Below are 25630 nucleotides of genomic sequence, written 5' to 3'. Positions count from 1 at the left end.
TTGCCGACCTGTTCGAAGCCGTGCCGGCCCTGACCGACGCCGTCTGATCGAACATCGCAGAAGATACAAAAGGCCCGCCCACCCGGCGGGCCTTTTCTTGTTCAGACACGTCGATTCGACAGGCTTTCCATCAGCTTATTGGCCGCCCGGTCATGCGCCAGCGTGCCAAGCATCATCTGGGCGGCGCTGGCGTCCATCTCGGAATGGACCAACCCCCGTTGCCCGGCTGCAATCTCGTCCGGTGTCAGCACCACTTTGACCAGATCACGCACAAAGGGGCGGACGTTTTTGATCATGGCCTGATCCACGAATAGAGGATCCGAGCCAAGCGCGTTGTCTGACACGTGCCCAATTGAATGGTCTGCCATCCAGAGCAGCGTCACGCGTTTGTCCAACCGCGCCAGCAATCCCTTCAACCGTCCAACCCACGCCTGCTGCAGCTCTTTTCGCACCACTTCGAACCGCTGCGCACAGGTCGATTGCAGCGCCATCAGCAAGTGTCCAGTGAAGTGATAGTCTGTGAAGTCCAACTCGGGATAAAGGTATTTCAACATGCTGGACGCGCGCAAGAACCGGTCGTTGCGGCGCGGATGGACCGCATAGTACCGATTGGAAAGATTTTGCGCGCCCGGCAGCTGGATCACGATGTCCGTGGCACGGTTGCACAGCTTCAGCAGCGCCGGGTCGTGCAAAAACACGTCCAGCCCCGCATTCGGGCAGCCGAAATTCACCACAGGACGGCCCAGCTGTGCCTCGAACAGTTCGGGATAGGGATGCGCCATGAACCGGCCATAAGTTTCAGTCCCACCCAGGATCGCCACATACGGCACTTTGAGATCCCGCTTGGGACCCCGGAACAGAATTTTTGACGTCTTGTACCGACAGGGGGCATAGTCCAACGCCCCTTTCCCACGAGTTTCATAAGCCATGCCACCCACTCCTTCATTCACACCCAAGAAGCAGTGTCGGCTCTAAGCCTTGTCAAATTGCTAATCTTAAAATGCGCGATGTTTCTTTCAGGCCCGCTTAACCCTTGCGCCAGCAACCACCCGGCGCATAGTCTGTTCATAACCAAACGTAACGCGGGCGCGGACCCGCGCGGCGTGACCAGAAGGAACAACATATGAGCATCGAGACAGTTGGCGTTATTGGCGCCGGGCAAATGGGTAACGGCATCGCACATGTTTTGGCCCTTGCCGGATACGAAGTTCGCCTGAACGACATTAGCCAAGACAGTCTGGATGCCGCCATTTCCCGCATCACCAAGAACATGGAGCGTCAGGTCTCGCGCGAGTTGATTTCGGCGCAGGACATGGACGACGCCATGAGGCGGATCAGCACCACCCTATCGTTGCCGGACCTTGGCCCGACCGATTTGGTGATCGAAGCGGCCACGGAAAACGAGTCCCTCAAGAAGCAGATCTTCGATACGCTTTTGCCGCATCTGAGCCCTGATACGATTCTGACCTCGAATACCTCGTCGATTTCAATCACACGCCTTGCCAGCGGCACCGACCGTCCCGAACGCTTCATGGGGTTCCACTTCATGAACCCGGTGCCCCTGATGAAACTGGTCGAACTGATCCGCGGCATTGCCACGGACGAGCCCACCTATCATGCCTGTCTGGCCGTGGTGGAAAAGCTGGGCAAAACCGCCGCCAGCGCCGAGGACTACCCCGCCTTCATCGTAAACCGCATCTTGATCCCGATGATCAACGAAGCCTGCTATGCGCTGTACGAAGGTGTCGGATCTGTCTCGTCCATTGATGCGTCGATGAAATTGGGTGCGAACCACCCGATGGGCCCGCTTGAGCTGGGTGACTTCATCGGTTTGGACACCTGTCTGGCGATCATGAACGTGCTGCATGACGGGCTGGCGGACACCAAATACCGCCCCTGCCCATTGCTGGTGAAATATGTCGAGGCCGGATGGGTCGGACGCAAAGCCGGGCGCGGGTTCTATGACTATCGCGGCGAGGTGCCGGTTCCCACGCGCTAAACCCCGGAAAGACAAAAGGCCCCACAGGGGCCTTTTTCATGTCACTTACCTGCCAGCGCCAGAGTGTGCTCTCGAAGCCATGCCATGAAGCCGCGCGGGTCTGACTGCAACGTCGCCATTTCTTCGTCCGTCAGCTCTTTGCCCACGACAGGCGCGATCGGGCGGTTACAGCTTTTGACAATCTCATGCAGCAACAATGCCTGACGCATCGTGGCAGACAGGCGGTTGGCGATCTGGTACCAGCGGGTATTCGCACCAGGGAAAAAGATCGGCACAACGCGTGCGCCGGAACGGCGGATCATCTGTGCGGTGAACACGTTCCACTCGCGCTCGATAGCAGGCCCCATCAGGGTATCCGACGACGCAACCACACCCGACGGGAACAGGGTGATCAGACCGCCCTGTTTCAGAAACGCCATGGCCTCTGCCCGCATCTCGACCATCTTGCGCTGCGCATCGGGGTCGTGCGGGAAAGGTACCGGGATCATGTAGGACGAGGCGACCTCGTCCAGCCCATCCAGAACCGAGCGTGACAGAATGCGATAATCATCACGACGACGGCCAATCAACTCGGCCAAGACCATACCATCGGTCAGGCCGTGCGGATGGTTGGCCACCACCACGACGGGGCCTTCTGCGGGGATGTTGGCAAGCTGGTCGTCCGGGGTCTGAACCTGCACGCCCATCACGTCCAGACACGCCCCCCAGAAGGCCTGACCTTTGGGCGCGCCGCGGCGTTCCAGTTTGCGGACCATGCGCAGGATGGACAACTTGCCAGTCATCCATTCGACCGTGCGAATGATCACCCCCTGCAGGGGATTATTGAACGAATTGGAATAGGTCAGGCTGCGCCGGTCATACTGCTGCGGGACCGAAGCAGTCGCGTTGTCCTGCGCCATATGGGATTCCGCATCATGCGTCACGTTCGTTCACCTTTGCCCTTCAGTCGGGCTTACATGCCTTCGCCGAACTTGTCGGCCACCAGCGCCTCAAGCGCCTCCATCAGCTCGGCCGCCTGTGGTCCAGAGGTTTCGACCTGAATGCTTGTTCCCTGCGAGGCCGCCAGCATCAGCAGACCCATGATCGAATCTCCGTCCGCGTCCAGCCCATCCTTAGACACGCGGGCACGGGCGTCATGATTTTCAACCGTGTCGACAAACTTTGCCGAAGCCCGCGCATGCAGGCCCTTCACATTGATAATCTCAAGCTCTCGGTTCGTACTCATAAGGCGTCAATCCTCGCTCACGTCAATGCAGTCAATATACTTTCGACCCGCAGCCAGTGCTTTCTGCGTCGAGGCCTCGACCGACAGATGGCGGGTCTTTGCCAGCTTCAGCAACATAGGAAGGTTTGCGCCGTACAGGATTTTCCGGTTTGTCTTGCAACAGGCGGGAAGCGACAAATTGGCCGGAGATCCACCAAACATGTCCACCACAATCACCACACCATCGCCCTGATCCACGGCGTCAGCAGCAGCCGAGATCTCGGCCCGTTTGTCGTCACGATCACATTCAGCGGCCGTCGAAATAGCACGCATACCCGGCTGCTTGCCGACCACATGCTCGACCGCAGCCAGATATTCATTTGCAAGCCCGCCATGCGCGACGATCACTATACCGATCACGCTAAACCCTCGATGTTGATGCCACAGCTGTCCCCGCGCGGCGTTCCAATTCCCGGTGTCTAATTGACACCTGCCATCCCTTAGTTGCAAGCGACTTTGCCAAGTTTTCCGCCAAGGCAACTGAACGATGTTGGCCACCGGTACAGCCAAACCCAATCGAAAGGTGTGCTTTGCCCTCTTCCCCGAAGGCCGGGATCAAAAACTCGATCAGATTTTGCACCTGCTGAAAGAACTGCCCAAAGCGCGGATCCTGTGCCACATAGTCCGAAACGCTGCTGCTGCGCCCATCCAACGCGCGCAGGGCGGGCTCCCAATGGGGGTTGCGCAGGAAGCGGGCGTCGAACACAATGTCCAACCCCTGCGGCACCCCGCGCTTATAGGAAAACGAGTGGACCGACACGGCCAGTTCTTCCGCGCCTGACACGGACAACCAGCGCATAATTTCGTCTTTCAAATCGTGCGGCGACAGGTCGGAGGTATCGATCAACACATCCGCACGGCCTCGGATCGGGACCAGTAATTCAATCTCGCGGGTGATGCCCAGCTCGGGCGTTTCGTCGGGGGCCAACGGGTGGCGGCGGCGGGTTTCCGAATAGCGGCGCACCAGCACATCCTGCGAGCAATCCATATACAGGACCTCGACCTCGAACCCGTCATCCTCGCGCAGATCTTCGATCACCTGCAACAGCATCTCGGTCGAGAAGTCGCGGTTGCGGACATCCACGCCCAGCGCCAAGGGCTGCGTCAGTGCGGGGCCAGACAGGACGCGGTCGATCAGGGACAGTGGCAGGTTGTCGATCACCTCGTATCCGATGTCCTCCAGCACGCGGATCGCAGTGGTGCGCCCAGCCCCAGACGGGCCGGTCACCAGCACGATTTTTTGCCCAATTTTCGTTTTACTATCCGTCATTGCCATTCCCTTAGAACCGGCGTCCCGCAGAGTGTGCGAGGCATATAACGCAATTCAGACGCGGACCAAAGTCCGGTCATCCTATTCTGCAACTGCGTGGCGTCCGTGACGCAGCATATTGAAGACCGCTATTGCGAAATAAGGTGCGTCGACGCGAAACAGGCACTCAATCGCGCAACCGTTAACTTCCGTGAACGCGGGTGAGGCCGGCAGACGCGACGTTTCGATCTGCCCCATATCGACCACCAGCTGCAGCCGGGCCTTGGGGCAATGCGGTACGTTGATCAGGCCGACGCCGCGCGCTTCAATGACTCCGGGCAGCTCGGGCGGCGCAATCACGAAGGGCGCTCCGTCCTGCAGCACAATCTGGCTTAGGTCGTCGGCCACAAGCTGCGCGCCCAGCCCGATCAGTTCCAGCGCCAAGGCGGACTTTCCCGACCCCGACGGGCCGGTAATCATCACCGCCGCATCATCTATGGCCACCGTTGTGGCATGATATCGGGCGGTGACAGGGGTGTCGTTCATACCGGCAGCCCAACCACGAACCGCGCGCCCAGTGGCTCGGATGTCAGATCCGCGTCGGTGGGCCGGATGTTCTCGGCCCAGATCACCCCGCCATGCGCCTCGACGATCTGTTTCGAGATCGCCAGCCCCAGACCCGAATTATTGCCAAACTGGTTCTGCGGTCGTTCGGAATAGAAACGGTCAAAGATCTTGCCCAGCGCCTGATCGGGAATGCCAGGCCCTGTATCTTCGACCACCACAAGCACGCGGTTTTCACGGCGACGGGTCCAGACGCGGATTGCATCCCCGCTTTCGCAGAAACTGAGTGCGTTGGTGATCAGGTTCACGAAAACCTGCGCCAGACGCGCCTCGAGCCCGCTGATCATGATTGGGTTCTTGGGCAGGTCGGTGATGAAATCGACGCCTTTGTTCTGCGCCTCGCCCCCAAGATAATCCGACAGGCTGCGCAGCATCCGCAGCAGATCGAACTCTTCCTCTTCCTCGCGGACCAATTCGCTGTCCAGACGCGAGGCGTTCGAAATGTCGCTGACAAGACGGTCCAACCGCCGGGTGTCATGTTCGATCACATCCAAAAGCCGCTCGCGCTGCTCTTCCTTGTTAGCCAGACGCAGCGTGCCCACGGCCGAGCGCAAACTGGCCAGCGGGTTCTTGATCTCGTGCGCCACATCGGCTGCGAACTGCTCGTTTGCGTCAATACGATCGTAAAGCGCGGTAACCATGCCCCGCAGCGCGCCTGACAGGCGCCCAATTTCGTCTGGGCGACCGGTCATATCAGGAATGCGCACGCGGCGGGTTTTAACATTGCGCGGATCGTTCTCGCCGCTCAGCTCGGCCGCGGTTGCCAGATCCGACAGCGGATTCGCAATGGTCGAGGCAAGCACAAGGCTTAGGCCGATCGACACCAGAATGGCGATGACGAACATCTGCAAAATCTGCTCGCGTTCGGCACGGACCAACAGGTCAAGCTCGCCCGCTGCACTGGTGATCGCAACCACCCCCTTGGGCGTGCCCTCCACCAAGATCGGCGTGGCCACGGAAAAAACAGTGCCGCTGTTCTTATCAACGCCGTTTGCCACCTGTGTGGCCCCCAGCATTGCCCGGAAATACAGACTTCGCGCCATGCTTTCCGTGTCCAACGGCTGCTCAAGCCCGCGCCCCGTATCCGCGAAACCCGACGTAGCCTCCCAAATCGAGTTCAGAATGTCCGTGATCACCGTCGAGCCAATGTCCCGCTGCAACCCATCCACAGGCGTGGGCTCCCCGCGATCCCGCCCGACCGAAGTCGCTAGAAGCGTTTCCGTGTCATCAAAAACGAACACTTCAAGGCCAACGGGCAAGTGCAGGTTCGACAAGGTCTTCGCGAAATCAGAGGGCGTAGAGTCCGCAAGATCTGTTTCCAGTGTCTCGATTGCCTTCTGTTCAGCCTCAGCATCGCCAACAGCGCCCTCTGCGGCTTCAGACAGGGTTTCGCCAACAATGCGCGCAGCTTCCTCCCCCTGCGCCAGCTGGGCCTCGAAAACGTCAGCGATCAGTTCGGCTTCGACCACCAGACCGCGCTCGCGTTGGAACAGAAGGCTGTCGCGAAACGGGTTCAGATACAGAACCCCCGCGACAAGGATCACCAGACCCAGCAGGTTGAACGTGATGATCTTGCGCGCCAGTGGCGAACGGTTGATCGAAATCAGCCTGCGCCCGGCCCTCGGTTCCTGAAAGACGTCGTCAAAATCGTCCTGAGAAGACATCCAGTCTTCTTTCGGATCAACGTCAGTATCAGCTGGGGAATTTCGGGCCGTTTCGCGCTTCTGCTTTCGGCCTGATGCAATCAGCATACGGGTCATTCTTCGTTGTAACGGTATCCGATGCCGTAAAGCGTTTCGATGGCCGAGAAGTCGGAATCCGCCGTACGCATTTTCTTGCGAAGACGTTTGATGTGGCTGTCGATGGTCCGGTCATCCACATAAACCTGATCGTCATAGGCCACATCCATCAGTTGATCGCGGCTTTTCACGAAACCGGGGCGCTGGGCCAAGGCCTGAAGCAACAAAAACTCGGTGACGGTCAGGGATACGTCCTGACCCTTCCAGGTCACGGCATGGCGCAGCGGATCCATCCGCAACTCGCCGCGTTCCATCACACGTCCGTCTTCGACGTCTCCGGCGTCATCGCTTGCGATCACTTCTTGCCGGCGTAGCAGCGCGCGGATGCGCTCGACCAGCAGGCGCTGACTGAAGGGCTTGGTGACATAGTCGTCCGCGCCCATGCGCAGGCCAAGCACTTCGTCAATTTCATCATCTTTCGAGGTCAGGAAAATCACCGGCAGGGTCGAGGTCTTCTGGCGCACCCGCTGCAGCAGATCCATCCCGTCCATCCGCGGCATCTTAATGTCAAAGACCGCAAGGTCCGGCAGGCGTTTCGCAAAAGCGTCAAGCGCGCTTTGGCCGTCATTATACGTCTCTACTTCGAACCCTTCTGCTTCAAGCGTAATGGACACTGAAGTCAGAATGTTTCTGTCGTCATCGACCAAGGCAATCCTGGACATTGGGTTTCCTCGCACTGCTCGAGCCACGTTCATTCATGAACTCTTCTTTACATATTCTCGCGTTCCCAGTGCCGAATCAACTGAGAATTGCGATTCGGTACCGAGGAGCGCAGCTTTCTTACGTCGCCGCCCGGAAATCAACGTGAATGTATCCGGCGATTATTTCGCATACGAAACTTATTGATTGCGCAAACACAGCCTTGCTTGCGCTAACGCGACAATGCGCGCTGTTCCATCAGAAAGCAGTCGTGCTATAGGCCGGTCACCGGCCCTCGTTCACATGAGGGTTGGCGTGCAGAGGGATTCTCTGCGCTCTCATGTGAAACAGATACGCCGGGGACTTACAGACGGACCGGCGACAGGAGCAAATAAATGACCACTGGACGGGTAAACCCAGCGCGCCGCTTGGAAGATCAAGGCATCACCGGGCTGGGCAATGTCTATTACAACCTGATGGAGCCAGCTCTAGTAGAAGCCGCACTGGGCCGCGGCGAGGGCAAGCTTGGACAAGGCGGGACCTTCCTGGTCGAGACCGGCAAGCACACGGGCCGTTCTCCCAAGGATAAATTTGTCGTCAAGACCCCCAGCGTCGAGCCGCACATCTGGTGGGAAAACAACCCGCCGATGGATCCGGCCAAGTTCGACGTCCTGTACGAGGACATGCTGGAGCACATGAAGGGCAAGGACTATTACGTTCAAGACCTTTTCGGCGGCGCCGACCCGGCCCACCGTCTGGATGTGCGCGTGGTGTCCGAACTGGCCTGGCACAACCTGTTCATCCGTCACCTGCTGCGCCGCCCCGACCGCGACGAGCTGGACGAATTCGAACCCGAGTTCACCATCATCAACTGCCCGACCTTCAACGCCGACGCCAAGCGTCACGGCTGTCGTTCGGAAACGGTGATCGCGCTGAACTTCGACCGCAAGCTGATCCTGATCGGCGGCACCGAATACGCCGGTGAAAACAAGAAATCGGTCTTCACCCTGCTGAACTACATGTTGCCCGAAAAAGGCATCATGCCGATGCACTGCTCGGCCAACCATGCCACCGGCAACCCGGTCGACACCGCCATCTTCTTCGGCCTGTCGGGCACCGGCAAAACCACCCTGTCGGCAGATCCCGAGCGCACGCTGATCGGCGATGACGAACACGGCTGGTCGGACACCGGCACCTTCAACTTCGAAGGTGGTTGCTATGCCAAGACCATCAACCTGTCAGCCGAAGCCGAGCCGGAAATCTACGCCACGACCCAGAAGTTCGCGACCGTGATCGAGAACATGGTCTATGACGAAGAGACCAAGGAACTGGATTTCGAAGATGACAGCCTGACGGCCAACATGCGTTGCGCCTATCCGCTGCACTATATCTCGAACGCGTCGAAAACGGCGATTGGCGGTCACCCGAAGAACATCATCATGCTGACCTGTGATGCGTTTGGTGTTCTGCCTCCGATCGCGCGTCTGACGCCGGCGCAGGCCATGTATCACTTCCTGTCGGGCTTCACCTCGAAAGTGGCTGGCACCGAAAAAGGTGTGACCGAACCGGAACCCACCTTCTCGACCTGCTTTGGTGCGCCCTTCATGCCGCGCCGCCCGGCCGAGTATGGCGCGCTTCTGCGTGACAAGATCGCCAAGCACGGCGCAACTTGCTGGCTGGTGAACACCGGTTGGACCGGTGGTGCCTACGGCACCGGCTCGCGTATGCCGATCCGCGCCACCCGCGCCTTGCTGACCGCAGCCCTGGACGGATCGCTGGCCGACGCCAAATTCCGCAAGGACGAAAACTTCGGCTTCGAGGTTCCGGTCAAGGTGGAAGGCGTCGCCGACCTGCTTCTGGATCCGCGCCGCACCTGGCAGGACGCTGCTGCCTATGACGCGCAAGCTGCCAAACTGGTTAAAATGTTCGCTGACAACTTCGTTCAGTACGAAGGCGACATTGATGACGACGTGAAAGCCGTCGCCATCGGCTAAGCCGCAAAACAGACTATGACAAACGCCCCGGTTCATCGCCGGGGCGTTTTCTTTTGGGCTGACGCGCCATGACATTACGCGCGCGACCTTACGCGCGGTCACGCTTTACGCGAACGTAAGCTTTGCGCTTGCATGCGTGCATGACCCAGACTGTCACCATAGATGGCCCCGCCCCGCTGACCGGCACATTCTTTGAAGCCGACACCCCGCGCGCGGTCGCGGTTCTGAACGGCGCGACGGGGGTGCCTCACCGGTTCTATCGTCATTTCGCCGCGTGGCTGGCGGAAACACAGGACGTCTCGTGCCTGATCTATGACTACCGCGATTTCGGTGCCTCGGCCTGTGGGCCGGTCCGAGATGTGACGGCCTCGATGCTGGATTGGGGATTAAGTGACACTCAGGCCGCAAGAGACTGGCTCGAGGCGCGCGCAACCGGACTGCCGGTTTGGCTTATGGGCCATTCCCTTGGGGGCCTCATGCTGGCACGCCACCAACGCACGCAGGACATAGCGCGTGTAATTACCGTGTGCACTGGACCCGTACATACCACGGACCATCCGTGGCCCTTTCAAGCCACGGTGCGCGCCCTGTGGTTTGTGGTCGGCCCACTTTCGATGGCAACCTTTGGCTATGTGCCGAAACAGGTCTCGGGCCTGGGCAGTGACATTCCCGGCCCGGTCTTCAAGCAATGGAAGCGTTGGTGCACCACGCGCGGCTATCCGGCCAAGGACCCATGCATCCCCGCCGCCCCGATGGCAGCTTTTTCATGCCCCGTGCGCACCGTCTCGCTGTCGGATGACACGTCCGTTCCACCAAACGCCGTGGCCCGCATGACCGAGCTTTATCCCGGAACCAACACCGAACACCTCGCGCTAACCCCGCAACAGTTTGGCCTGAAAAAAGTCGGGCATATTGACGCCTTCCGCCCCGAGAACGCCAGGCTCTGGCCTGCGCTGATTGCTTAACCCATCAGCCCGCGCCGAATCAGGTTCAGCCCTGCCACCGTCAGCACAATCAGAGTTGCTCGCTTGAAAGCCTTCTGCGGCATCCGATCATGCAGGCGATACCCCAGTGCCATGCCCAGAAAGGCTGGGATCAACATGGCCGCGGACAACGGAGCCGTATGGGCGTTGAACACGCCCGACTGAAGGTGTGCACCCACAAGCACCATCGCGCCGAACCCATAGACGACCCCCTGCGCCAACATCTGCTCGGTCTTCGAAGTATTCGTCGCGGTCAGATAGGCCACGAAGGGCGGCCCCCAGACGCCCGATATCCCACCTACCATCCCCGAGATAGCCGAGATGATACTTTCATCCCGTACCCGGTTCTCAGGTCTAAGACTGGGCACCCAGCCGCGCAGCTGCATCGCACAGAAAAAAACGATGGGAACGCCGATCAGGATAAAAAGAACGCGCTGAGGCAGAAACAGCACCATCTGGGCGCTGATGATCAGGGTCACGAACAGCCCTATCAGGTAAACGCGAAACTTCTTCACGACCTCCAACGCGGCGCCTGCCCCTTGCCGCAAAGCCTGCCGGACATTGGTGGTTGCGGTGGGAATGATCAGTGCGGCCAGGGCAATCTCGGCAGGCATCACAGTGGCCAGACCCGAGATCATGATCAGCGGCAACCCAAAGCCTACAACGCCTTTTACCACGCCTGCGAACAGCGTGACCGCAACAGCAAAAGCAAGCGTCGACATACTCAGATCAGCCAAAATTCCCATGCGCATCCTCCACTTCACCCCCTTCTAACGGATAAAACTCCTCGCGGTATAAAAAACTCCGCTGCGTTATATGTGTTCGCATTCATGGTTTCTTACGTATTTTTATTGCGCTGCACCTGCAAAAGGATTATCTCTCTGCAGACGCAAAATGGACGCCGAATCTGGGCGTCTTTTGACAGGAGACCACGATGACCAGCGCCCTGATCGACAACCTACTTGACCTAACCGGCGCGGCCCTTGCCCCGGTTGAAGCAACTTTTGACGCCGCCAAGGAAAATGTCCGCGCGCTGGTGTCTGATGGAGACCGCGTGTCGGGCGCGAAACTGGAAGAGCATCAAGCCGCCGCCCACGCCTTGTCGTGGTTGGCCACCTATGCCGAAAGCCTGCGCCAGATGAACGCATGGGCCGGTCGCCTGTCCGAAGACGGCAAGCTGGGCGAGATGGAAAAGCTGATTCTGCAGATCGCCTTTGGCGAATACCTTGCCCAGATGAAGGGCGGTATGATGATGAGCCAGAACGAAATGGCGCGTCTGGCCGACATGGGCGTCGACGGCGCTGCTCTGGACACAGACGCAATCAACGCTCTGATCGCCAACGGCAACAGCCAAGCCGCCCGCACCCGTCTGGTCGCGCTGATGCAAGACAATGCAGGCCACGCCACTTTCGGCGCCACCGGTCTGGACGAAGAGCTTGAAATGATCCGCGAACAGTTCCGCCGCTATGCGGACGAACGCGTCGTCCCGAATGCCCACGAATGGCACCTGAAAGACGAATACATCCCGCTGGAAATCCTGGAAGAGCTGGCGGAAATGGGCGTTTTTGGCCTGACCATTCCCGAAGAATACGGCGGGCTGGGACTGTCGAAAGCCTCGATGGTTGTGGTCTCGGAAGAACTGTCGCGCGGTTACATCGGCGTGGGCTCGCTGGGCACCCGCTCGGAAATCGCAGCCGAACTGGTCGAGGCCGGCGGTACCGAGGAACAAAAGCAACACTGGCTGCCCAAGCTGGCCAGCGCAGAAATCCTGCCGACCGCCGTGTTCACCGAACCCAACACCGGTTCAGACCTTGGTTCGCTGCGCACCCGTGCGGTGAAAAATGCCGATGGCGACTATGAAGTGACCGGTAACAAAACTTGGATCACTCACGCCGCCCGCACCCACGTGATGACCCTTCTGGCGCGTACCGACCCGGACAGCAAAGACCACCGCGGTCTGTCGATGTTCCTGGCCGAGAAAACCCCCGGTGATGACGAAAACCCGTTCCCGACCGAAGGCATGACCGGCGGCGAGATCGAGGTTCTGGGCTATCGCGGCATGAAGGAATTCGAGCTTGGCTTTGATGGGTTCAAAGTAAAGGGCGAAAACCTGCTGGGTGGCGTTGAAGGTCAGGGCTTTAAGCAGCTGATGAAAACTTTTGAGGCTGCCCGCATTCAGACTGCCGCCCGCGCCATCGGTGTGGCGCAGAACGCGCTGGAAATCGGCATGCAATATGCCGAAGACCGCAAGCAGTTCGGCAAGTCGCTGATCAACTTCCCCCGCGTGGCCAACAAGCTGGCGATGATGGCCGTGGAAATCATGATCGCGCGTCAGCTGACCTATTTCTCGGCTTGGGAAAAGGACCACGGCCATCGCTGCGACCTTGAAGCGGGCATGGCCAAGCTGCTGGGTGCACGTATCGCATGGGCCTGTGCGGACAACGCGCTGCAGATCCACGGCGGCAACGGCTTCGCTCTGGAATACCAGATCAGCCGCGTGCTGTGCGATGCACGTATCCTGAACATCTTCGAAGGTGCCGCGGAAATTCAGGCGCAGGTCATCGCGCGCCGCCTGCTGGGCTAAAGCGCCGACCAGAACCCCGCTGCCAAGATCAGGCAGAGCGGGCCATAGAACATCAGGTTGAGCCGTGCGAACGGCTCTTCCATCTTCACGCTGAACAGCGGCAGGACATAGCTGGCAAGCCCGCGCAGACCAAACACCGCGACCAAGGCCCAGCCTGCCCAGACCAGCAAACGGTCGGGAATGACAGCCATACCCTGTGTGAGTCCAAACAATACGACCCCCGAGGCACCCAGCGCAGCGGCCACCAGTGTCGACGCCCAGCCGGGTGGCATTTTTGTGATCCCGGGCGCCCCGACAACCGTGCGCGCCAAGCGTTGTTCGTCCCAGATGGGCCACCAGACGCCCAAAGCCCACAGAACATGTGCCAATGCCGCCCCGAACAAGATCACATACGTGATCCCCAAGATGAATGCCTGCATAGCGCCCTCCCTCGACTCAATACGCTTGCGTATGGTGCACAGGGTGGGTAGCCTGTCAATACGCTAGCGTATGGAGCGCTGATACCATGGTTGAAACAAAAGGACGACTAAGCACGGAAAGCTGGCTGATGGCAGGATTTCGCGCCCTTGCACGATCTGGCCCCCAAGCGCTGAAGGCAGAGCCTCTGGCGCGCGAACTTGGGACGACCAAGGGATCTTTCTATTGGCATTTCAAAGATGTATCGAGCTTTCAATCGCAGATGCTCGAGCTGTGGGAGACCCGAGCCGTTGACGATATCACGCGGTATCTTGACCACGAAGCAGACCCCGTGCGTAAGCTGTACATGCTGGGCGATATTTCTACGTCCTCAGACGCCGAATATGGCGGCGATGCTGTGGAGCCGGCGATCCGTGCGTGGGCACAAAGCAACCATACCGCTGCGTATGTTGTCGAGCGTGTAGATCAGAAGCGCCTGGAATATCTGCATGGCATTCTGACCGAACTTGACCTCAGCAACCCTGATTTCGCGCGCCTGATCTATGGCGCGTATATTGGTATGGGAACGCTTTCAGCAAAGGATGGAACGGACAACAAGGACGCCATGAGCACACTTTTGGCCGCGTTGCTTGCGCTGCGTGACGCGTAAGACTGGCAATCTCGGCCCCGTATCCCCATCTAGCAATCATGAAACCTTTACTCCTGATCCCTGCCGCCGCCCTTCTTCTGTCCGCCTGCAAGGACGAAACGATCTCGGGCTATGCGGATGCTGGTGTAGTCTGGTCGCTGGTCGAGCTTGATGGCGCCGCCTTTCAGGCCAGTGCCACGCTCAGCTTTCCCGAAAAAGGCAGGATCGCAGGACAAGCGCCGTGCAACAGCTATTCCGGAACCCAAACCGCGCCCTATCCGTGGTTCGAAACCGGGCCCATCCTGTCGACCAAACGCGCATGTCCAGACCTGAACGCAGAAACCGCGTTCTTTGCGGCTCTTTCTAAGGTGAACATCGCCGAAGTGTCGGGCAGCACCCTCATCCTGTCCAATGAAACCGGACGTCAGATGGTGTTTACAAGCCTGCCGCGTTAACCGCGTCGCGTTTAAGTCGGTCCAGAAGCCGCGCGCGTGCCTCGGGCAAGGGTTTGTTCCCAAGCGTGTGCGCAATGCCGTGAGTCAGGAAATGCCCTGTGGTCAGCAACCCGTCCAACACGTTCGATAGTGAACCATCGCCCACGCCCAGAAGTTCGGGTGGCAGAGGCAACAGACGATCCGCCCATTCCCCTGCCCCTTCAGCCGACACTGCCCGCCCGGTCTTGGGCGAGACATAGGCCAGATCATCCCGCGCGCCGGTCACGGCGCATTCGGTCAGGTCCAGACCAAAGCCCAACTCCTCCAACAACGCCAATTCCCATTTCAGGTAGGCCGTCGGCCACGCTTCGTTGATGCCCAGAAGATCCAGCATGGATTGGGTGCGGTCATAGAGCACCGGATGTGGTTCGCGTTCGGGCAGCGCATAGGCCAACAACGCAGTGATCGCGTTTAGTCCGGCCAGCGCGGTACGATCCGACAGGACCAGCGCACGACTGCGCAGGGGTTCAACCGTATAGCTGCCGATATGCTCTTCCAGCCGGGCACGCCATGAGACGTCCAACTGTGCACCGGGTTGCAAAGTGGGTGCGATCTTGCGGCTGACACCGCCGCGCACAACACCAGCATGACGACCGTGTTCAGCTGTGAAAACATCAATGATGACAGAGGTTTCGCCATGCTTGCGCACGGACAGCAACGCCCCCTGATCCCGCCAATCCATCGCGACCCTCCTAAACGCAGCCTAGCGGGGTCCGCGTCAGTCGGAAAGCCCCGGTTCGTCCAGAAGGTGGCGGCCTTGCTTGTCTTCGACTTCGATGATCCAAAGGTCCGGGTCGAAGCCTTTCTGGCGGTTCAGCGCAGCGTCTACGTCCGCTTCACCACCTTCAGACAGAACCATCCAGCAGCGATCTCCGGTCATCAGATCGAAGCTGCGTTGATAGGCTGTCGCCTGCCCGTCCAGTGTGTTCATCTTGACCAAAACAGCCCCGGCGGTCGCATCGCCCTTCTGGGTCACAAAGGCCGGAATGTCAGACAGGCGCAACCGCGTCAGATAGGCTGAAACCCAGACATCCGCGGTCAGGCGCATCACTTATTCCCGTCGCGGAAGTCGAGCCCCATTTCCGAGTAGCGCTCTTTTTCTTCAAGCCAGTTCGGACGGACTTTCACCTGCAGGAATAGGTGAATCTTGCGACCCATAAACTCTTCCAGCTCGGCGCGGGCGGATTGGCTGACGGCTTTGATCGTCTCGCCGCGCTTGCCAAGAATGATGCCTTTGTGGCCGTCACGGGCGACATAGATGATCTGATCCACACGGGCGGACCCATCCTTGCGCTCTTCCCAGTTCTCGGTCTCGACCGTCAGCTGGTAGGGAAGCTCCTGATGCAGGCGCAGGGTCAGCTTTTCGCGGGTCATCTCGGCGGCGATCATACGCATGGGCAGATCAGCGATCTGATCTTCAGGGTACAGCCACGGACCTTCTGGCAGGCGTTCTGCCAGCCATGTGCGCAAGGCAGCAACGCCATGCCCTTTTTCGGCTGAAATCATAAAGGTCTCAGCGAAATTAAACCGTTCATTCAGCTCTTTCGTCAAAGCCAGAAGCGTCTCGGCTTTGACCTTATCGATCTTGTTAATCGCAAGCGCGACGGTGCGACCCTTTCCGATTTCGTCCAAGCCATCGAGAATGGTTTTGACGCCCTCGGTTACGCCCCGATGAGCTTCGACCAGAAGAACGGTGATGTCAGCATCCGCCGCTCCCCCCCATGCTGCGGCAACCATAGCGCGGTCCAGTCGGCGGCGCGGCTGGAACAAGCCGGGCGTGTCTACGAAAACGATCTGTGCGTCGCCTTCGATGGCCACGCCGCGAATGCGCGCACGGGTCGTTTGCACTTTATGCGTCACGATCGAAACCTTAGCCCCGACCATATGGTTCGTCAGCGTCGACTTGCCCGCATTGGGTTCGCCAATCAGGGCGACAAAGCCCGCGCGTGTGTTCGCATCCGACATCTTTTATCCTTCAACCTGCGCCAGAAGCGCTTTGGCCGCAGCTTGTTCGGCGGCCCGTTTTGAGTTGGCTTTCGCCTGCGCTGCACGACCATCGGGCAACTGCACTTCGATGGTGAAGACCGGAGCATGATCCGGGCCTTCGCGACTTGTTTCGATATACTTCGGCACGGCCATCTTACGCGCCTGCGCCCATTCTTGCAGCGCTGTTTTTGCATCCCGGGCATCGGCCTCGACCTTGTGGATGCGGTCGCCCCACAAACGCAGGATCATGTCCCGCGCCGGATCCAGCCCGCCATCCAGATAGACGGCGGCAATTACCGCCTCCATCGCGTCGCCCAGCAGCGCCAGTTTGCGCCGCCCGCCGGTCTTCATCTCGGACCGGCCCAGTTTCAGGACTGCACCCACATCAATCTGCGTGGCCACGTCTGCGCAGGTTTCCTTGCGCACCAGCGCGTTATAGCGCGGGGCCAGCGTGCCTTCGGGCGCGTTGGGATCGTCGGCCAGAAGCTTCTCGGACATGACCAGCCCAAGCACCCGGTCGCCCAGAAACTCCAGCCGCTGATTGTCGGGACGCGTGGCCGATGAAATCGACCCGTGCGTCAGCGCGCGGATCAGCAGATCGGGCTGCGAGAACTCGTACCCGATACGTGCCGTGAAGGCGATGAGATCAGCAGACAACTTCACTCGATTTCCTTGAAGAAGCGATCCGACCGCCATGTCCAGAAATAGAACAGACGTTTGCCCGCCGCCGAGAACATGATGCGATCCGCGCGGCCCAGAAGGTATTCGGCAGGCACAAAGCCCACGCCGCCGGCGTTCGGGCTGACTCGGCTGTCGATCGAGTTGTCGCGGTTGTCACCCATGAAGAAGTAATGACCTTCAGGCACGGTGAACACGTTGGTGTTATCGACGCTACGGTTCGCGAAGTTCAGGATCGAATGCGACACGCCACCGGGCAGAGTTTCAACGAACTTTTCTTTCAGGCACTCACCACCTTCACCAACCGGGCGGTTGATACATTGCGGAATAGTGCGGAAACGTCCCTGCGGCAGTTTGGTTTCTGAGAACATGCCATCCGGCACCTGTTTGGACTCTTCACCGTTGATCCAAAGCACGCTGTTTTTGACCTGGATCTTGTCACCCGGCAAGCCAACCAGACGCTTCACATAGTCTGTGCCAAGGGTCGGGTGGCGGAAGACGACAACATCTCCACGCTCGGGTTCCGAGCCAAAGATACGTCCCGAGATCGGGCAGCTTGAGAACGGGCAAGAGTAGCGCGAATAGCCATAAGCCATTTTGTTCACGAACAGGAAATCACCGATCAACAGCGTGTCTTTCATTGACCCTGTGGGGATCCAAAAGGGCTGAAAGAATAGGGTGCGGAAGATCCCGGCGATGATCAGCGCCCAGAAGATCGTTTTGACGTTCTCCCACAGGCCATCTTTCTGCTTCTCGGTCATGTAACTGCCTTTTATCTGTCAGGCCACAATGGACCGAAATCTGTTGAGGGCGATATGGGCGGATGGGGGGCAGGAGTCAAGTTTTGCGCCGGGTTTCGGCGGGTTTGGCCGGGGTTTTAGACGGGCCGCGCCTCAATCACCACAAATGCCTGCGCCCAAGGGTGATCATCGGTCAATGTGACGTGGATCACGGCCTGATGCCCCGCGGGGGTCATTTCGTCCAAACGGTCCTTGGCCCAGCCCGTGACCTCCATCACCGGCTGGCCTGTCCGCAGGTTCGACACCGCCATATCGCGCCAGCTGATCCCCATGGTCAGCCCGGTGCCCAACGCCTTCGAACACGCTTCTTTCGCGGCCCAGCGCTTGGCCAGCGTGCCTGCCTCATCCTTGCGACGGGCGGCCTTGGCCAGCTCGCGGTCGGTAAAGACACGTGCACGAAATCGGTCGCCGAAGCGATCCAACGTTCCCTGAATGCGTTCGATATTCGCAAGGTCTGTGCCGATGCCCAAAATCATTCAGCACGCACCGTCAAGATTTTCAGGCTGGCGGCGCCAAACAGAGCCGCGAATGCAAGTTCAAACCAACGACGCGCATCGCGGTAGATTTCGACCGCTTTCGGGGTCGAGAACAGATAGGCATACCCGATGAAAACCAAAATGCCTCCGGTATACAGAAAGGCAAACATTCCCGCGATGTGCGGCCCCGGTGCGGACGGAGGCAGAATGATAGAAAAAACCGCGCCCCAAGACAGAATTGCTTTGGGATTGGTCAAGTGTACCAACGCACCTTTCTTGAAGGCAGATAGGCGCGATCCTCTGGCAACAGCGCCCTGATCAATGGTCTTCTCTGTGAATGCGGATTTTACGGACCGGACAGCCAGGTAAAGAAGATAGGCAGCGCCTGCATATTTTATCGTTGCGAACAGCCAGCCGTAGCTCAGCATAAGCGCGCCCATGCCAAGGGCCGCAGCAATACCCCAGAAGGCTCCTCCGGCAAGTATTCCAGCAGCAAAGGCAAGACCCTGTTGCCGTCCTTCAGACATCGAGGTCGCCGCAATGCCAAGCGTAGCCGGTCCCGGCGAGGCACCTGCCAACACCCATCCTAACCACACGATGGCAAGCTCGACACCCGTCATCCCCGCGCCTCGTCCATCAGGCGGCGCATCTCGGCGATGGCATCAGGCATACCGCGGAAGATCGACTCACCAATCAGGAAATGGCCGATGTTCAGCTCGACCACCTCGGGCATGGCCGCAATAGGGGCGACGGTGTCATAGGTCAGGCCATGGCCCGCGTGCACCTCAAGCCCTAGCGAATGAGCAAAGGCCGCGCCCTCGCGCAGGCGTTCCAGCTCGGCGTCGCGCTTGTCGAATTCCCCTTCCGCGTGGAAATCGCAATAGGCGCCAGTGTGCAGTTCGACAACCGCCGCACCAATCCGCGCCGAGGCCTTGATCTGCTCGGCATCTGCGTCAATGAACATCGACACGCGGCACCCTGCGTCCCGCAAGGGTAAGATGTAGTCGCCCAGACGGTTGTCATTGCGGGCGACGTCCAAACCGCCTTCGGTCGTCAGCTCTTCGCGCTTCTCAGGGACCAGGCAGACCGCATGGGGTTTGTGGCGCAGCGCGATCGCCTGCATTTCCTCGGTCGCGGCGCATTCAAAGTTCAGGGGGGTGGTCAAAGCCGCCATCAGCCCGTCAATGTCCTCGTCCCGGATATGGCGGCGGTCTTCGCGCAGATGCGCGGTGATGCCATCGGCCCCGGCCTCTTCCGCCAGTTTCGCGGCGCGCACCGGATCCGGATAGGCCGAGCCACGCGCGTTGCGCACGGTTGCCACGTGGTCAATGTTCACGCCAAGCCGAAGCTTGCCTGCGGTCTGGGTCATGTTCGTGCTCCTGCACCGGTTCCGTTTGGGAAAGTGTTACTTGTTTTTGTCGGGGCCGCCACCCTCAGAAAACCGTTCGGCCATCCGTTTTTCATACCGCGACTTCAGCTTGTTAATCCGGCGGCGCTGATAGGCATGGATCACCGGGTTCGCCAGAATATAAGCCACGGTGCCCGCGGTGATGCCTGGGATCAGACAACCCACCAGATAGGGCAGGAAAACACGGTCATAGAAGCTGTTGATCTGAGACCAGTCGGCGACATCATCGGTCAAGATCGCCTTCAGGTTCGACCAGATGTCATTGGTTGCAGCAGCAAAACTTGCAACAATTTCAGGCAGGTGGACCGTGACTTCCTGCCCCAGCATAGCGTGCCCCAGATTGACCGACAGCTCGGCAATAATGGGAAAGGTCAGCGGGTTGCCCACAAAGGTCGCCAGAAGCGCCGCCAACACGTTCCCGCGCAGAAGCCACGACAGAATGGCCGCAGTCAGGAAGTGCAGACCGTAAAAGGGCGTGAAGGATGCAAACACCCCGGCGGCAATCCCACGCGAAATCCGATGCGCCGGATCGGGCAGGCGTCGCAAGCGGTGCACCACGTATTGGGCCGCACGGTACCAGCCGCCGCGCGGATAAAAGAACTCCGCTACGATTCGCAGATACGATCGCGGATTTCGTTTAAACACCTGTACGTCCTTCCGCCTGCCCGGCCGGTGGTGGGTTATGGTTTGCGGCTCAGATCCCGATGCCGATGCACGGCTGCCACGTCGCTGTCTGCTTCAAGCGCCAGCATAATCGTGTGCAGATGTTCGACATCCCTTAGCTGAACATCAACAATCAAACGGTAAAAATCCGGTTTCCGGTCCACGAATCTCAGATCCGAGATATTGGCCTTCTGTTCGCCGATCAAGGTGCAGATACGCCCCAAAACGCCTGCATCATTGGAAATCGTCAGCTCGATGCTGACCACGTGAATGGCTGGGTGCTTGCCCGAGTGCCAATGCAGATCGACCCAGCGCGAGCTGTCGTCGTCCAGATCAGCCAGCGCATCGCAGTCGATCGTATGCACCATCACACCCTTGCCGCGATAGGAAATCCCGACGATCCGTTCACCCGGCACTGGCTGGCAACATTGGGCCGGGGCAAAGTCCTGCCCGGCCTCCAGCCCGATCACGGACGCATCAAGATCGACCTCATCTCCGTGCGGATCAGCTTCGGGATACAAGATGCCCACAACGTCACGCGCCTGAAGTTCGGCCGACCCGAGACGGGCCAAAAGCTCGTCCGTGTCCTTCAGTCGAAGCTGCTTGGCGGCTGTCGCCAGCGCTTTGTCACTGACTTTCCGTCCGACATGTTCGAACGCGAGGCGTGCAAGCTCGCGGCCCAAACGGACATAGCGTTCCCGGTCGTCATTGCGCAGTTTCTTGCGGATGGCAGCCTTGGCGCGACCCGTCACAACAATGTCGATCCAAGTCGCCTGCGGGCTTTGTCCTTCGGCGGTCATAATCTCGACCGACTGCCCGTTCTTGACGCGCGTCCACAGGGGGACGCGGATGCCGTCGACTTTTGCACCCACGCAGCTGTCGCCAATCCGTGTGTGGATCGCGTAAGCAAAATCCAAGGGCGTCGCGCCACGTGGCAGTTTGACGACCTCGCCCTTCGGGGTGAAGCAGAACACTTGGTCCTGATACATCTCGAGCTTCACATGCTCGAGGAATTCGTCGTGGTCATCCGCCGTTTCGAACCGTTCCGTGAGCGAGGCGATCCACTTGGCGGGATCAACGGCAAAGGGGTTTTCCACCCGGATCCCGTCACGATAGGACCAATGCGCCGCCACACCGGTTTCCGCCACCTCGTGCATCTCGCGCGAGCGGATCTGAACCTCGACCCGTTTGCCATCGCGACCCGACACCGTAGTGTGGATCGAGCGATAGCCGTTCGATTTGGGCTGGCTGATGTAGTCCTTGAAGCGACCCGGAACCGCGCGCCAGCGTCGGTGGATCGCCCCCAGAACCCGATAGCAATCCGTGTCACTTTCAGTGATCACCCGGAAGCCGTATGTGTCGGACAGACGCGAGAAGCTTTGTCCCTTCTCCTCCATCTTGCGCCAGATGGAATAGGGCTTTTTCGCGCGGCCAAATACCTTGGCCTCGATGCCCGCCGTGTCCAGCTCCAGCCGGATGTCGCCGGTGATCTTTTCGATCACATCACCGCTTTCCTTCTGAAGCCGCAGGAACCGCCGCATGATCGAGCTTCGCCCCTCGGGGTTCAGCACGTGGAAGGCAAGATCTTCCAGCTCTTCCCGCATCCACTGCATACCCATGCGGCCTGCAAGCGGGGCGTAGATATCCATCGTCTCGCGCGATTTTTGGATCTGCTTGTCCGGGCGCATTGCCTTGATCGTGCGCATGTTGTGCAGACGGTCGGCAAGCTTGACCAAAATGACGCGCATGTCCTTGGACATGGCCATGAACAGCTTGCGGAAATTCTCGGCCTGCTTGGTCTCGGACGAGGACAGCTGCAGATTGGTCAGCTTGGTGACGCCGTCCACAAGCTCGGCAATCTCTTTGCCGAACAGCTCGGACACCTCGCCATAGGTTGACCCAGTGTCTTCGATCGTGTCGTGCAGAAACGCGGTGACGATGGTCGCATCGTCCAGCTGCATATCCGCCAGAATGTCGGCCACGGCGAAGGGATGCATGTAATAGGGATCGCCCGAATGGCGATACTGCCCAAAATGCATTTGGCCGCCATATTCAAAGGCGGCCATAAGCAGGTCCGAATTGGACTTAGGATTGTACGTCGAAATGCGTTCGATCAGACCGTCGATATCGAGATCAACAAGCTCGTCTTTCCAGCTCGTCACTCGTGACGCCTCCGTTCGCTTTCGATCAGCCTTGGCCTTGCGCTTCCATCAGCGCGCGCAGCAGCTTTTCTTCCGACATGTCGTCGTCAGCAGGCTTGTCAGCGGCTTCAGCACCCATAAGCAGCGCCATGCTGTCTTCTTCGGGCTCGTCCACCTCGATCTGAGTCTGGTGATCCTCGATCATGCGCTCGCGCAGTTCGTCCGCCGTCTGGGTTTCGTCCGCAATTTCGCGCAGAGCCACAACGGGGTTCTTGTCGTTGTCGCGATCCACAGTGATCTCGGCACCTGCCGAAATTTCACGCGCGCGATGCGATGCCAGCATTACCAGATCAAACCGGTTCGGCACTTTATCAACGCAATCTTCAACCGTCACACGGGCCATGTCCGCTCCATTCCTTGCAAGGGGATGTGAAACGCCTATCTATGCCGCTGAACTGGCAATGACAAGCAGAAACGCCCCTTATCAGCCCATTTCAAAGGGCGAAACCTCTTTTTTTGCCTCTTCCGACAGAGCGTCTGCCATCTCTTTGATGGATTTGCCTAAAACCGGATGGCGCCAGTCCGGCGCAACGTCAGACAGAGGAATCAATGCGAACCCGCGATCCTGAACCCGCGGATGAGGCAAAATCAGCTGATCCGGGGCATGTTTCATCTGCTCATCCAGCGGCAGATTCATCCAATGTTCGAACGTCTCGCGGTCCGGGGTGATGCAATCCCCATAGGCGATCAGATCAATATCCAACGTGCGCTGCGCCCAGCGCGAGGGCCGCTCGCGCCCGAACTCATGCTCGATGTCATGCAATTTCTGCAGCACGACTTCCGCGGGTTCATCCACCTCTAACTCTGCTGCAACATTGATGAAATCCGGCCCGGCACCCGCTGGAAAACAAGCTGTGCTATAATAGCGACTTAAGGAGGTGATTCTTAAACCGCGCTCGGAAAAGCAACCCAGCGCATCTCGCACCAGCTTCGCCGATTCTTTGAGAGCGAAAGTGGCGTTACTTCCAAGCAGAACCCATGCCTTTGTATAGACTTTTTGTTGATTTTTAGCTTGCGGCACAGCGTGTGTTCCCTAGATTACGTCACATGTTTCTTCGTTAAGTGATTTTAATCCTACCACTCACGGAATTGCTCGGCGAAGTTAATTGGAAAGGAATAATTAATGTTCTATCGCGACGAGCGACTCGCACTCTTCATCGATGGCTCTAACCTTTATGCAGCGGCTAAGTCGCTCGGGTTTGACATCGATTACAAGCTGCTCAGACAAGAATTCATGCGCCGCGGCAAGCTGCTACGTGCATTCTACTACACAGCACTTCTGGAAAACGACGAATACTCACCCATTCGCCCCCTGGTGGACTGGCTCCACTATAATGGCTTCTCGATGGTGACGAAGCCAGCCAAGGAATACACCGATTCCATGGGCCGCCGGAAAGTCAAAGGCAACATGGACATCGAACTGACGGTCGATGCTCTTGAGCTTGCCGACCACATCGACCACGCGGTTCTGTTCTCGGGCGACGGCGACTTCCGCCCGCTGGTGGCCGCACTTCAGCGTAAAGGCGTGCGTGTGTCGGTGGTTTCGACCATCCGCAGCCAGCCGCCAATGATCGCCGATGAACTGCGCCGCCAGGCTGACAACTTCATCGAGCTGGAAGAGCTGAAAGACGTGATCGGCCGCCCGCCGCGCGAATTTGATGGTCCCGAAGACCGCGATTGATCTGAATGGGCAGGCCGGGGCAGACGCTCCGGCCTGTTTCCTTTTGGGGGCGGCTCTGGACGACCCGCGTGAAAACCCTTACCTCTGACCCAGATCGGAGGACGCCATGACAAAACCCGCCCTGACCCTATATCTTGCAGCCCCCAACGGCTTTTGTGCTGGTGTGGATCGCGCCATCAAGATCGTCGAAATGGCGATCGAGAAATGGGGGGCCCCGATCTATGTGCGGCACGAGATTGTGCACAACAAATTCGTTGTGGATGGGCTGCGCGCAAAGGGTGCCGTGTTCGTTGAAGAGCTGGACGAATGCCCCACTGATCGCCCGGTGATCTTCTCGGCCCACGGCGTTGCGAAATCCGTCCCTGCAGAAGCCTCGCGTCGCGAAATGGTCTATGTCGATGCCACCTGTCCGCTTGTCTCGAAAGTCCATATCGAGGCCGAGCGTCATCACGACAATGGATTGCAAATGGTCATGATCGGCCACGAAGGCCACCCGGAAACGGTCGGCACGATGGGCCAACTGCCCGACGGAGAAGTCCTGCTGGTCGAAACCGCCGAGGATGTCGCCACGCTGGAACCGCGCGATCCAGAACAGCTGGCCTATATCACCCAGACCACCCTGTCCGTGGACGACACCGCCGGTATTGTCGCCGCCCTGCGCGAGCGTTTCCCCGCCATTGTTGGCCCGCACAAAGAAGACATCTGCTACGCCACCACCAACCGTCAGCACGCCGTCAAAGCCATCGCGCCGCAATCGGATGCGGTTATGGTGATCGGTGCGCCCAACAGCTCGAACTCGCGCCGCTTGGTCGAGGTCGCGCGCGCCAATGGCTGCGACTATTCCATGCTGGTGCAGCGCGCGTCCGAGATCGATTGGCGCTCGCTTGAAGGCATCCGCACGGTCGGGCTGACTGCAGGCGCATCCGCCCCGCAAGTGTTGGTGGACGAGGTGATCGACGCCTTCCGCGACCGCTATGACGTGACCGTGGAACTGGTCGAAACCGCGCAGGAAAACATCGAATTCAAAGTGCCGCGCGTGCTGCGTGTGCCAGCCTGACCCTTC

The 25630-nt window shown here is 59.0% G+C and carries 30 protein-coding genes; 8 read left to right on the top strand and 22 right to left on the bottom strand.

Annotated features, from left to right (window positions below):
* Positions 1-101: 101 nt before the first annotated feature.
* Positions 102-929 carry a DUF6473 family protein gene (locus MWU53_RS11665; RefSeq protein ID WP_247093509.1) on the bottom strand — a complete coding sequence of 276 codons (828 nt, stop codon included), beginning with the start codon at positions 927-929 and terminating at the stop codon, positions 102-104.
* A gap of 194 nt (positions 930-1123) precedes the next feature.
* On the opposite strand from MWU53_RS11665, the gene MWU53_RS11660 reads away from it, so the two are divergent.
* Positions 1124-1999, top strand: coding sequence for a 3-hydroxybutyryl-CoA dehydrogenase (locus MWU53_RS11660; RefSeq protein WP_247093507.1), 876 nt, complete (start codon positions 1124-1126; stop codon positions 1997-1999).
* Between the two features lie 41 nt (positions 2000-2040).
* Here the strand turns inward: MWU53_RS11660 and MWU53_RS11655 are convergent, their stop codons facing one another.
* From MWU53_RS11655 to MWU53_RS11625, 7 genes are all read right to left on the bottom strand, one after another.
* Positions 2041-2898: a lysophospholipid acyltransferase family protein gene (locus MWU53_RS11655; RefSeq protein ID WP_247093528.1), complete on the bottom strand. Its 858-nt coding sequence runs from the start codon at positions 2896-2898 to the stop codon at positions 2041-2043.
* 53 nt (positions 2899-2951) lie between these two features.
* Positions 2952-3224 carry an HPr family phosphocarrier protein gene (locus tag MWU53_RS11650; RefSeq protein WP_247093505.1) on the bottom strand — a complete coding sequence of 91 codons (273 nt, stop codon included), beginning with the start codon at positions 3222-3224 and terminating at the stop codon, positions 2952-2954.
* A gap of 6 nt (positions 3225-3230) precedes the next feature.
* Positions 3231-3623, bottom strand: coding sequence for a PTS fructose transporter subunit IIA (locus tag MWU53_RS11645; protein WP_247093503.1), 393 nt, complete (start codon positions 3621-3623; stop codon positions 3231-3233).
* Between the two features lies 1 nt (position 3624).
* On the bottom strand, positions 3625-4533 hold the full coding sequence (rapZ, locus tag MWU53_RS11640; protein WP_247093501.1) for an RNase adapter RapZ: 909 nt from the start codon (positions 4531-4533) through the stop codon (positions 3625-3627).
* A gap of 81 nt (positions 4534-4614) precedes the next feature.
* On the bottom strand, positions 4615-5058 hold the full coding sequence (locus MWU53_RS11635; RefSeq protein ID WP_247093499.1) for a serine kinase: 444 nt from the start codon (positions 5056-5058) through the stop codon (positions 4615-4617).
* Positions 5055-6800 (bottom strand): sensor histidine kinase, encoded by a 1746-nt coding sequence (locus MWU53_RS11630; protein ID WP_247093498.1) that lies wholly within the window; start codon positions 6798-6800, stop codon positions 5055-5057. Before MWU53_RS11630 ends, MWU53_RS11635 begins: the two co-directional genes overlap by 4 nt.
* 92 nt (positions 6801-6892) lie before the next feature.
* Positions 6893-7597 (bottom strand): response regulator transcription factor, encoded by a 705-nt coding sequence (locus MWU53_RS11625; RefSeq protein WP_247093496.1) that lies wholly within the window; start codon positions 7595-7597, stop codon positions 6893-6895.
* 372 nt (positions 7598-7969) lie between these two features.
* Between MWU53_RS11625 and MWU53_RS11620 the strand changes: the two genes are divergently transcribed.
* Positions 7970-9568 carry a phosphoenolpyruvate carboxykinase gene (locus tag MWU53_RS11620; protein ID WP_247093493.1) on the top strand — a complete coding sequence of 533 codons (1599 nt, stop codon included), beginning with the start codon at positions 7970-7972 and terminating at the stop codon, positions 9566-9568.
* A 140-nt stretch (positions 9569-9708) separates the two neighbouring features.
* Positions 9709-10533 (top strand): alpha/beta fold hydrolase, encoded by an 825-nt coding sequence (locus tag MWU53_RS11615; protein ID WP_247093491.1) that lies wholly within the window; start codon positions 9709-9711, stop codon positions 10531-10533.
* On the opposite strand, the gene MWU53_RS11610 is transcribed toward MWU53_RS11615, so the two are convergent.
* Positions 10530-11297 carry a sulfite exporter TauE/SafE family protein gene (locus tag MWU53_RS11610; RefSeq protein ID WP_247093489.1) on the bottom strand — a complete coding sequence of 256 codons (768 nt, stop codon included), beginning with the start codon at positions 11295-11297 and terminating at the stop codon, positions 10530-10532. The genes MWU53_RS11615 and MWU53_RS11610 overlap by 4 nt on opposite strands.
* 188 nt (positions 11298-11485) lie before the next feature.
* Here MWU53_RS11610 and MWU53_RS11605 point away from each other — a divergent pair, with 188 nt between their 5' ends.
* Positions 11486-13135, top strand: a complete 1650-nt coding sequence (locus tag MWU53_RS11605) for an acyl-CoA dehydrogenase family protein (RefSeq protein ID WP_247093487.1) — start codon at positions 11486-11488, stop codon at positions 13133-13135.
* Here the strand turns inward: MWU53_RS11605 and MWU53_RS11600 are convergent.
* Complete coding sequence (locus MWU53_RS11600) at positions 13132-13554, bottom strand: DUF3995 domain-containing protein (RefSeq protein ID WP_247093485.1); 423 nt, start codon at positions 13552-13554, stop codon at positions 13132-13134. The two genes, MWU53_RS11605 and MWU53_RS11600, sit on opposite strands and share 4 nt — an antisense overlap.
* Before the next feature lie 86 nt (positions 13555-13640).
* Here MWU53_RS11600 and MWU53_RS11595 point away from each other — a divergent pair, with 86 nt between their 5' ends.
* Both MWU53_RS11595 and MWU53_RS11590 read left to right on the top strand, forming a co-directional pair.
* Complete coding sequence (locus MWU53_RS11595) at positions 13641-14201, top strand: TetR/AcrR family transcriptional regulator (RefSeq protein ID WP_247093483.1); 561 nt, start codon at positions 13641-13643, stop codon at positions 14199-14201.
* 38 nt (positions 14202-14239) lie between these two features.
* Positions 14240-14635, top strand: a complete 396-nt coding sequence (locus MWU53_RS11590) for an META domain-containing protein (protein ID WP_247093482.1) — start codon at positions 14240-14242, stop codon at positions 14633-14635.
* Here the strand turns inward: MWU53_RS11590 and recO are convergent.
* From recO to folK, 12 genes are all read right to left on the bottom strand, one after another.
* A complete protein-coding gene (gene recO, locus MWU53_RS11585) occupies positions 14616-15356 on the bottom strand; it encodes a DNA repair protein RecO (RefSeq protein WP_247093480.1) in 741 nt (246 codons plus the stop codon). The genes MWU53_RS11590 and recO overlap by 20 nt on opposite strands.
* Before the next feature lie 36 nt (positions 15357-15392).
* Positions 15393-15722, bottom strand: coding sequence for a DUF1491 family protein (locus tag MWU53_RS11580; protein WP_247093478.1), 330 nt, complete (start codon positions 15720-15722; stop codon positions 15393-15395).
* The gene (gene era, locus MWU53_RS11575) at positions 15722-16639 is read right to left on the bottom strand and encodes a GTPase Era (RefSeq protein ID WP_247093476.1); all 918 of its coding nucleotides are present in this window, start codon (positions 16637-16639) and stop codon (positions 15722-15724) included. The genes MWU53_RS11580 and era overlap by 1 nt, the downstream gene beginning before the upstream one ends.
* A gap of 3 nt (positions 16640-16642) precedes the next feature.
* Positions 16643-17323: a ribonuclease III gene (rnc, locus tag MWU53_RS11570; protein ID WP_247093474.1), complete on the bottom strand. Its 681-nt coding sequence runs from the start codon at positions 17321-17323 to the stop codon at positions 16643-16645.
* Positions 17320-18099, bottom strand: coding sequence for a signal peptidase I (gene lepB / locus MWU53_RS11565; RefSeq protein WP_247093472.1), 780 nt, complete (start codon positions 18097-18099; stop codon positions 17320-17322). The genes rnc and lepB overlap by 4 nt, the downstream gene beginning before the upstream one ends.
* Positions 18100-18215: 116 nt before the next feature.
* A complete protein-coding gene (gene acpS, locus MWU53_RS11560; protein ID WP_247093470.1) occupies positions 18216-18614 on the bottom strand; it encodes a holo-ACP synthase in 399 nt (132 codons plus the stop codon).
* Entirely contained in the window at positions 18611-19234 is a 624-nt protein-coding gene (locus tag MWU53_RS11555) for a LysE family translocator (RefSeq protein ID WP_247093468.1), read from the bottom strand. The genes acpS and MWU53_RS11555 overlap by 4 nt, the downstream gene beginning before the upstream one ends.
* Complete coding sequence (locus tag MWU53_RS11550) at positions 19231-19983, bottom strand: pyridoxine 5'-phosphate synthase (protein ID WP_163040750.1); 753 nt, start codon at positions 19981-19983, stop codon at positions 19231-19233. Before MWU53_RS11550 ends, MWU53_RS11555 begins: the two co-directional genes overlap by 4 nt.
* A gap of 36 nt (positions 19984-20019) precedes the next feature.
* Entirely contained in the window at positions 20020-20667 is a 648-nt protein-coding gene (locus tag MWU53_RS11545; RefSeq protein WP_247093466.1) for a DUF2062 domain-containing protein, read from the bottom strand.
* Between the two features lie 35 nt (positions 20668-20702).
* Positions 20703-22811: a bifunctional (p)ppGpp synthetase/guanosine-3',5'-bis(diphosphate) 3'-pyrophosphohydrolase gene (locus tag MWU53_RS11540; RefSeq protein ID WP_247093526.1), complete on the bottom strand. Its 2109-nt coding sequence runs from the start codon at positions 22809-22811 to the stop codon at positions 20703-20705.
* Between the two features lie 61 nt (positions 22812-22872).
* The gene (rpoZ, locus tag MWU53_RS11535; protein WP_163040754.1) at positions 22873-23229 is read right to left on the bottom strand and encodes a DNA-directed RNA polymerase subunit omega; all 357 of its coding nucleotides are present in this window, start codon (positions 23227-23229) and stop codon (positions 22873-22875) included.
* An 81-nt stretch (positions 23230-23310) separates the two neighbouring features.
* Positions 23311-23907, bottom strand: a complete 597-nt coding sequence (folK, locus tag MWU53_RS11530; protein WP_247093464.1) for a 2-amino-4-hydroxy-6-hydroxymethyldihydropteridine diphosphokinase — start codon at positions 23905-23907, stop codon at positions 23311-23313.
* A gap of 102 nt (positions 23908-24009) precedes the next feature.
* On the opposite strand from folK, the gene MWU53_RS11525 reads away from it, so the two are divergent.
* Both MWU53_RS11525 and ispH read left to right on the top strand, forming a co-directional pair.
* Positions 24010-24567: an NYN domain-containing protein gene (locus MWU53_RS11525; RefSeq protein ID WP_163040756.1), complete on the top strand. Its 558-nt coding sequence runs from the start codon at positions 24010-24012 to the stop codon at positions 24565-24567.
* A 106-nt stretch (positions 24568-24673) separates the two neighbouring features.
* Positions 24674-25624 carry a 4-hydroxy-3-methylbut-2-enyl diphosphate reductase gene (ispH, locus tag MWU53_RS11520; protein WP_247093461.1) on the top strand — a complete coding sequence of 317 codons (951 nt, stop codon included), beginning with the start codon at positions 24674-24676 and terminating at the stop codon, positions 25622-25624.
* Positions 25625-25630 lie beyond the last annotated feature (6 nt).

The organism is Aliiroseovarius sp. S1123, from assembly GCF_023015885.1.
In the GTDB taxonomy this organism is placed as follows: Bacteria; Pseudomonadota; Alphaproteobacteria; order Rhodobacterales; family Rhodobacteraceae; genus Aliiroseovarius.
The sequence above is the reverse complement of the archived record's forward strand: the minus strand, read 5'-3'. Positions and strand labels throughout refer to the sequence as shown.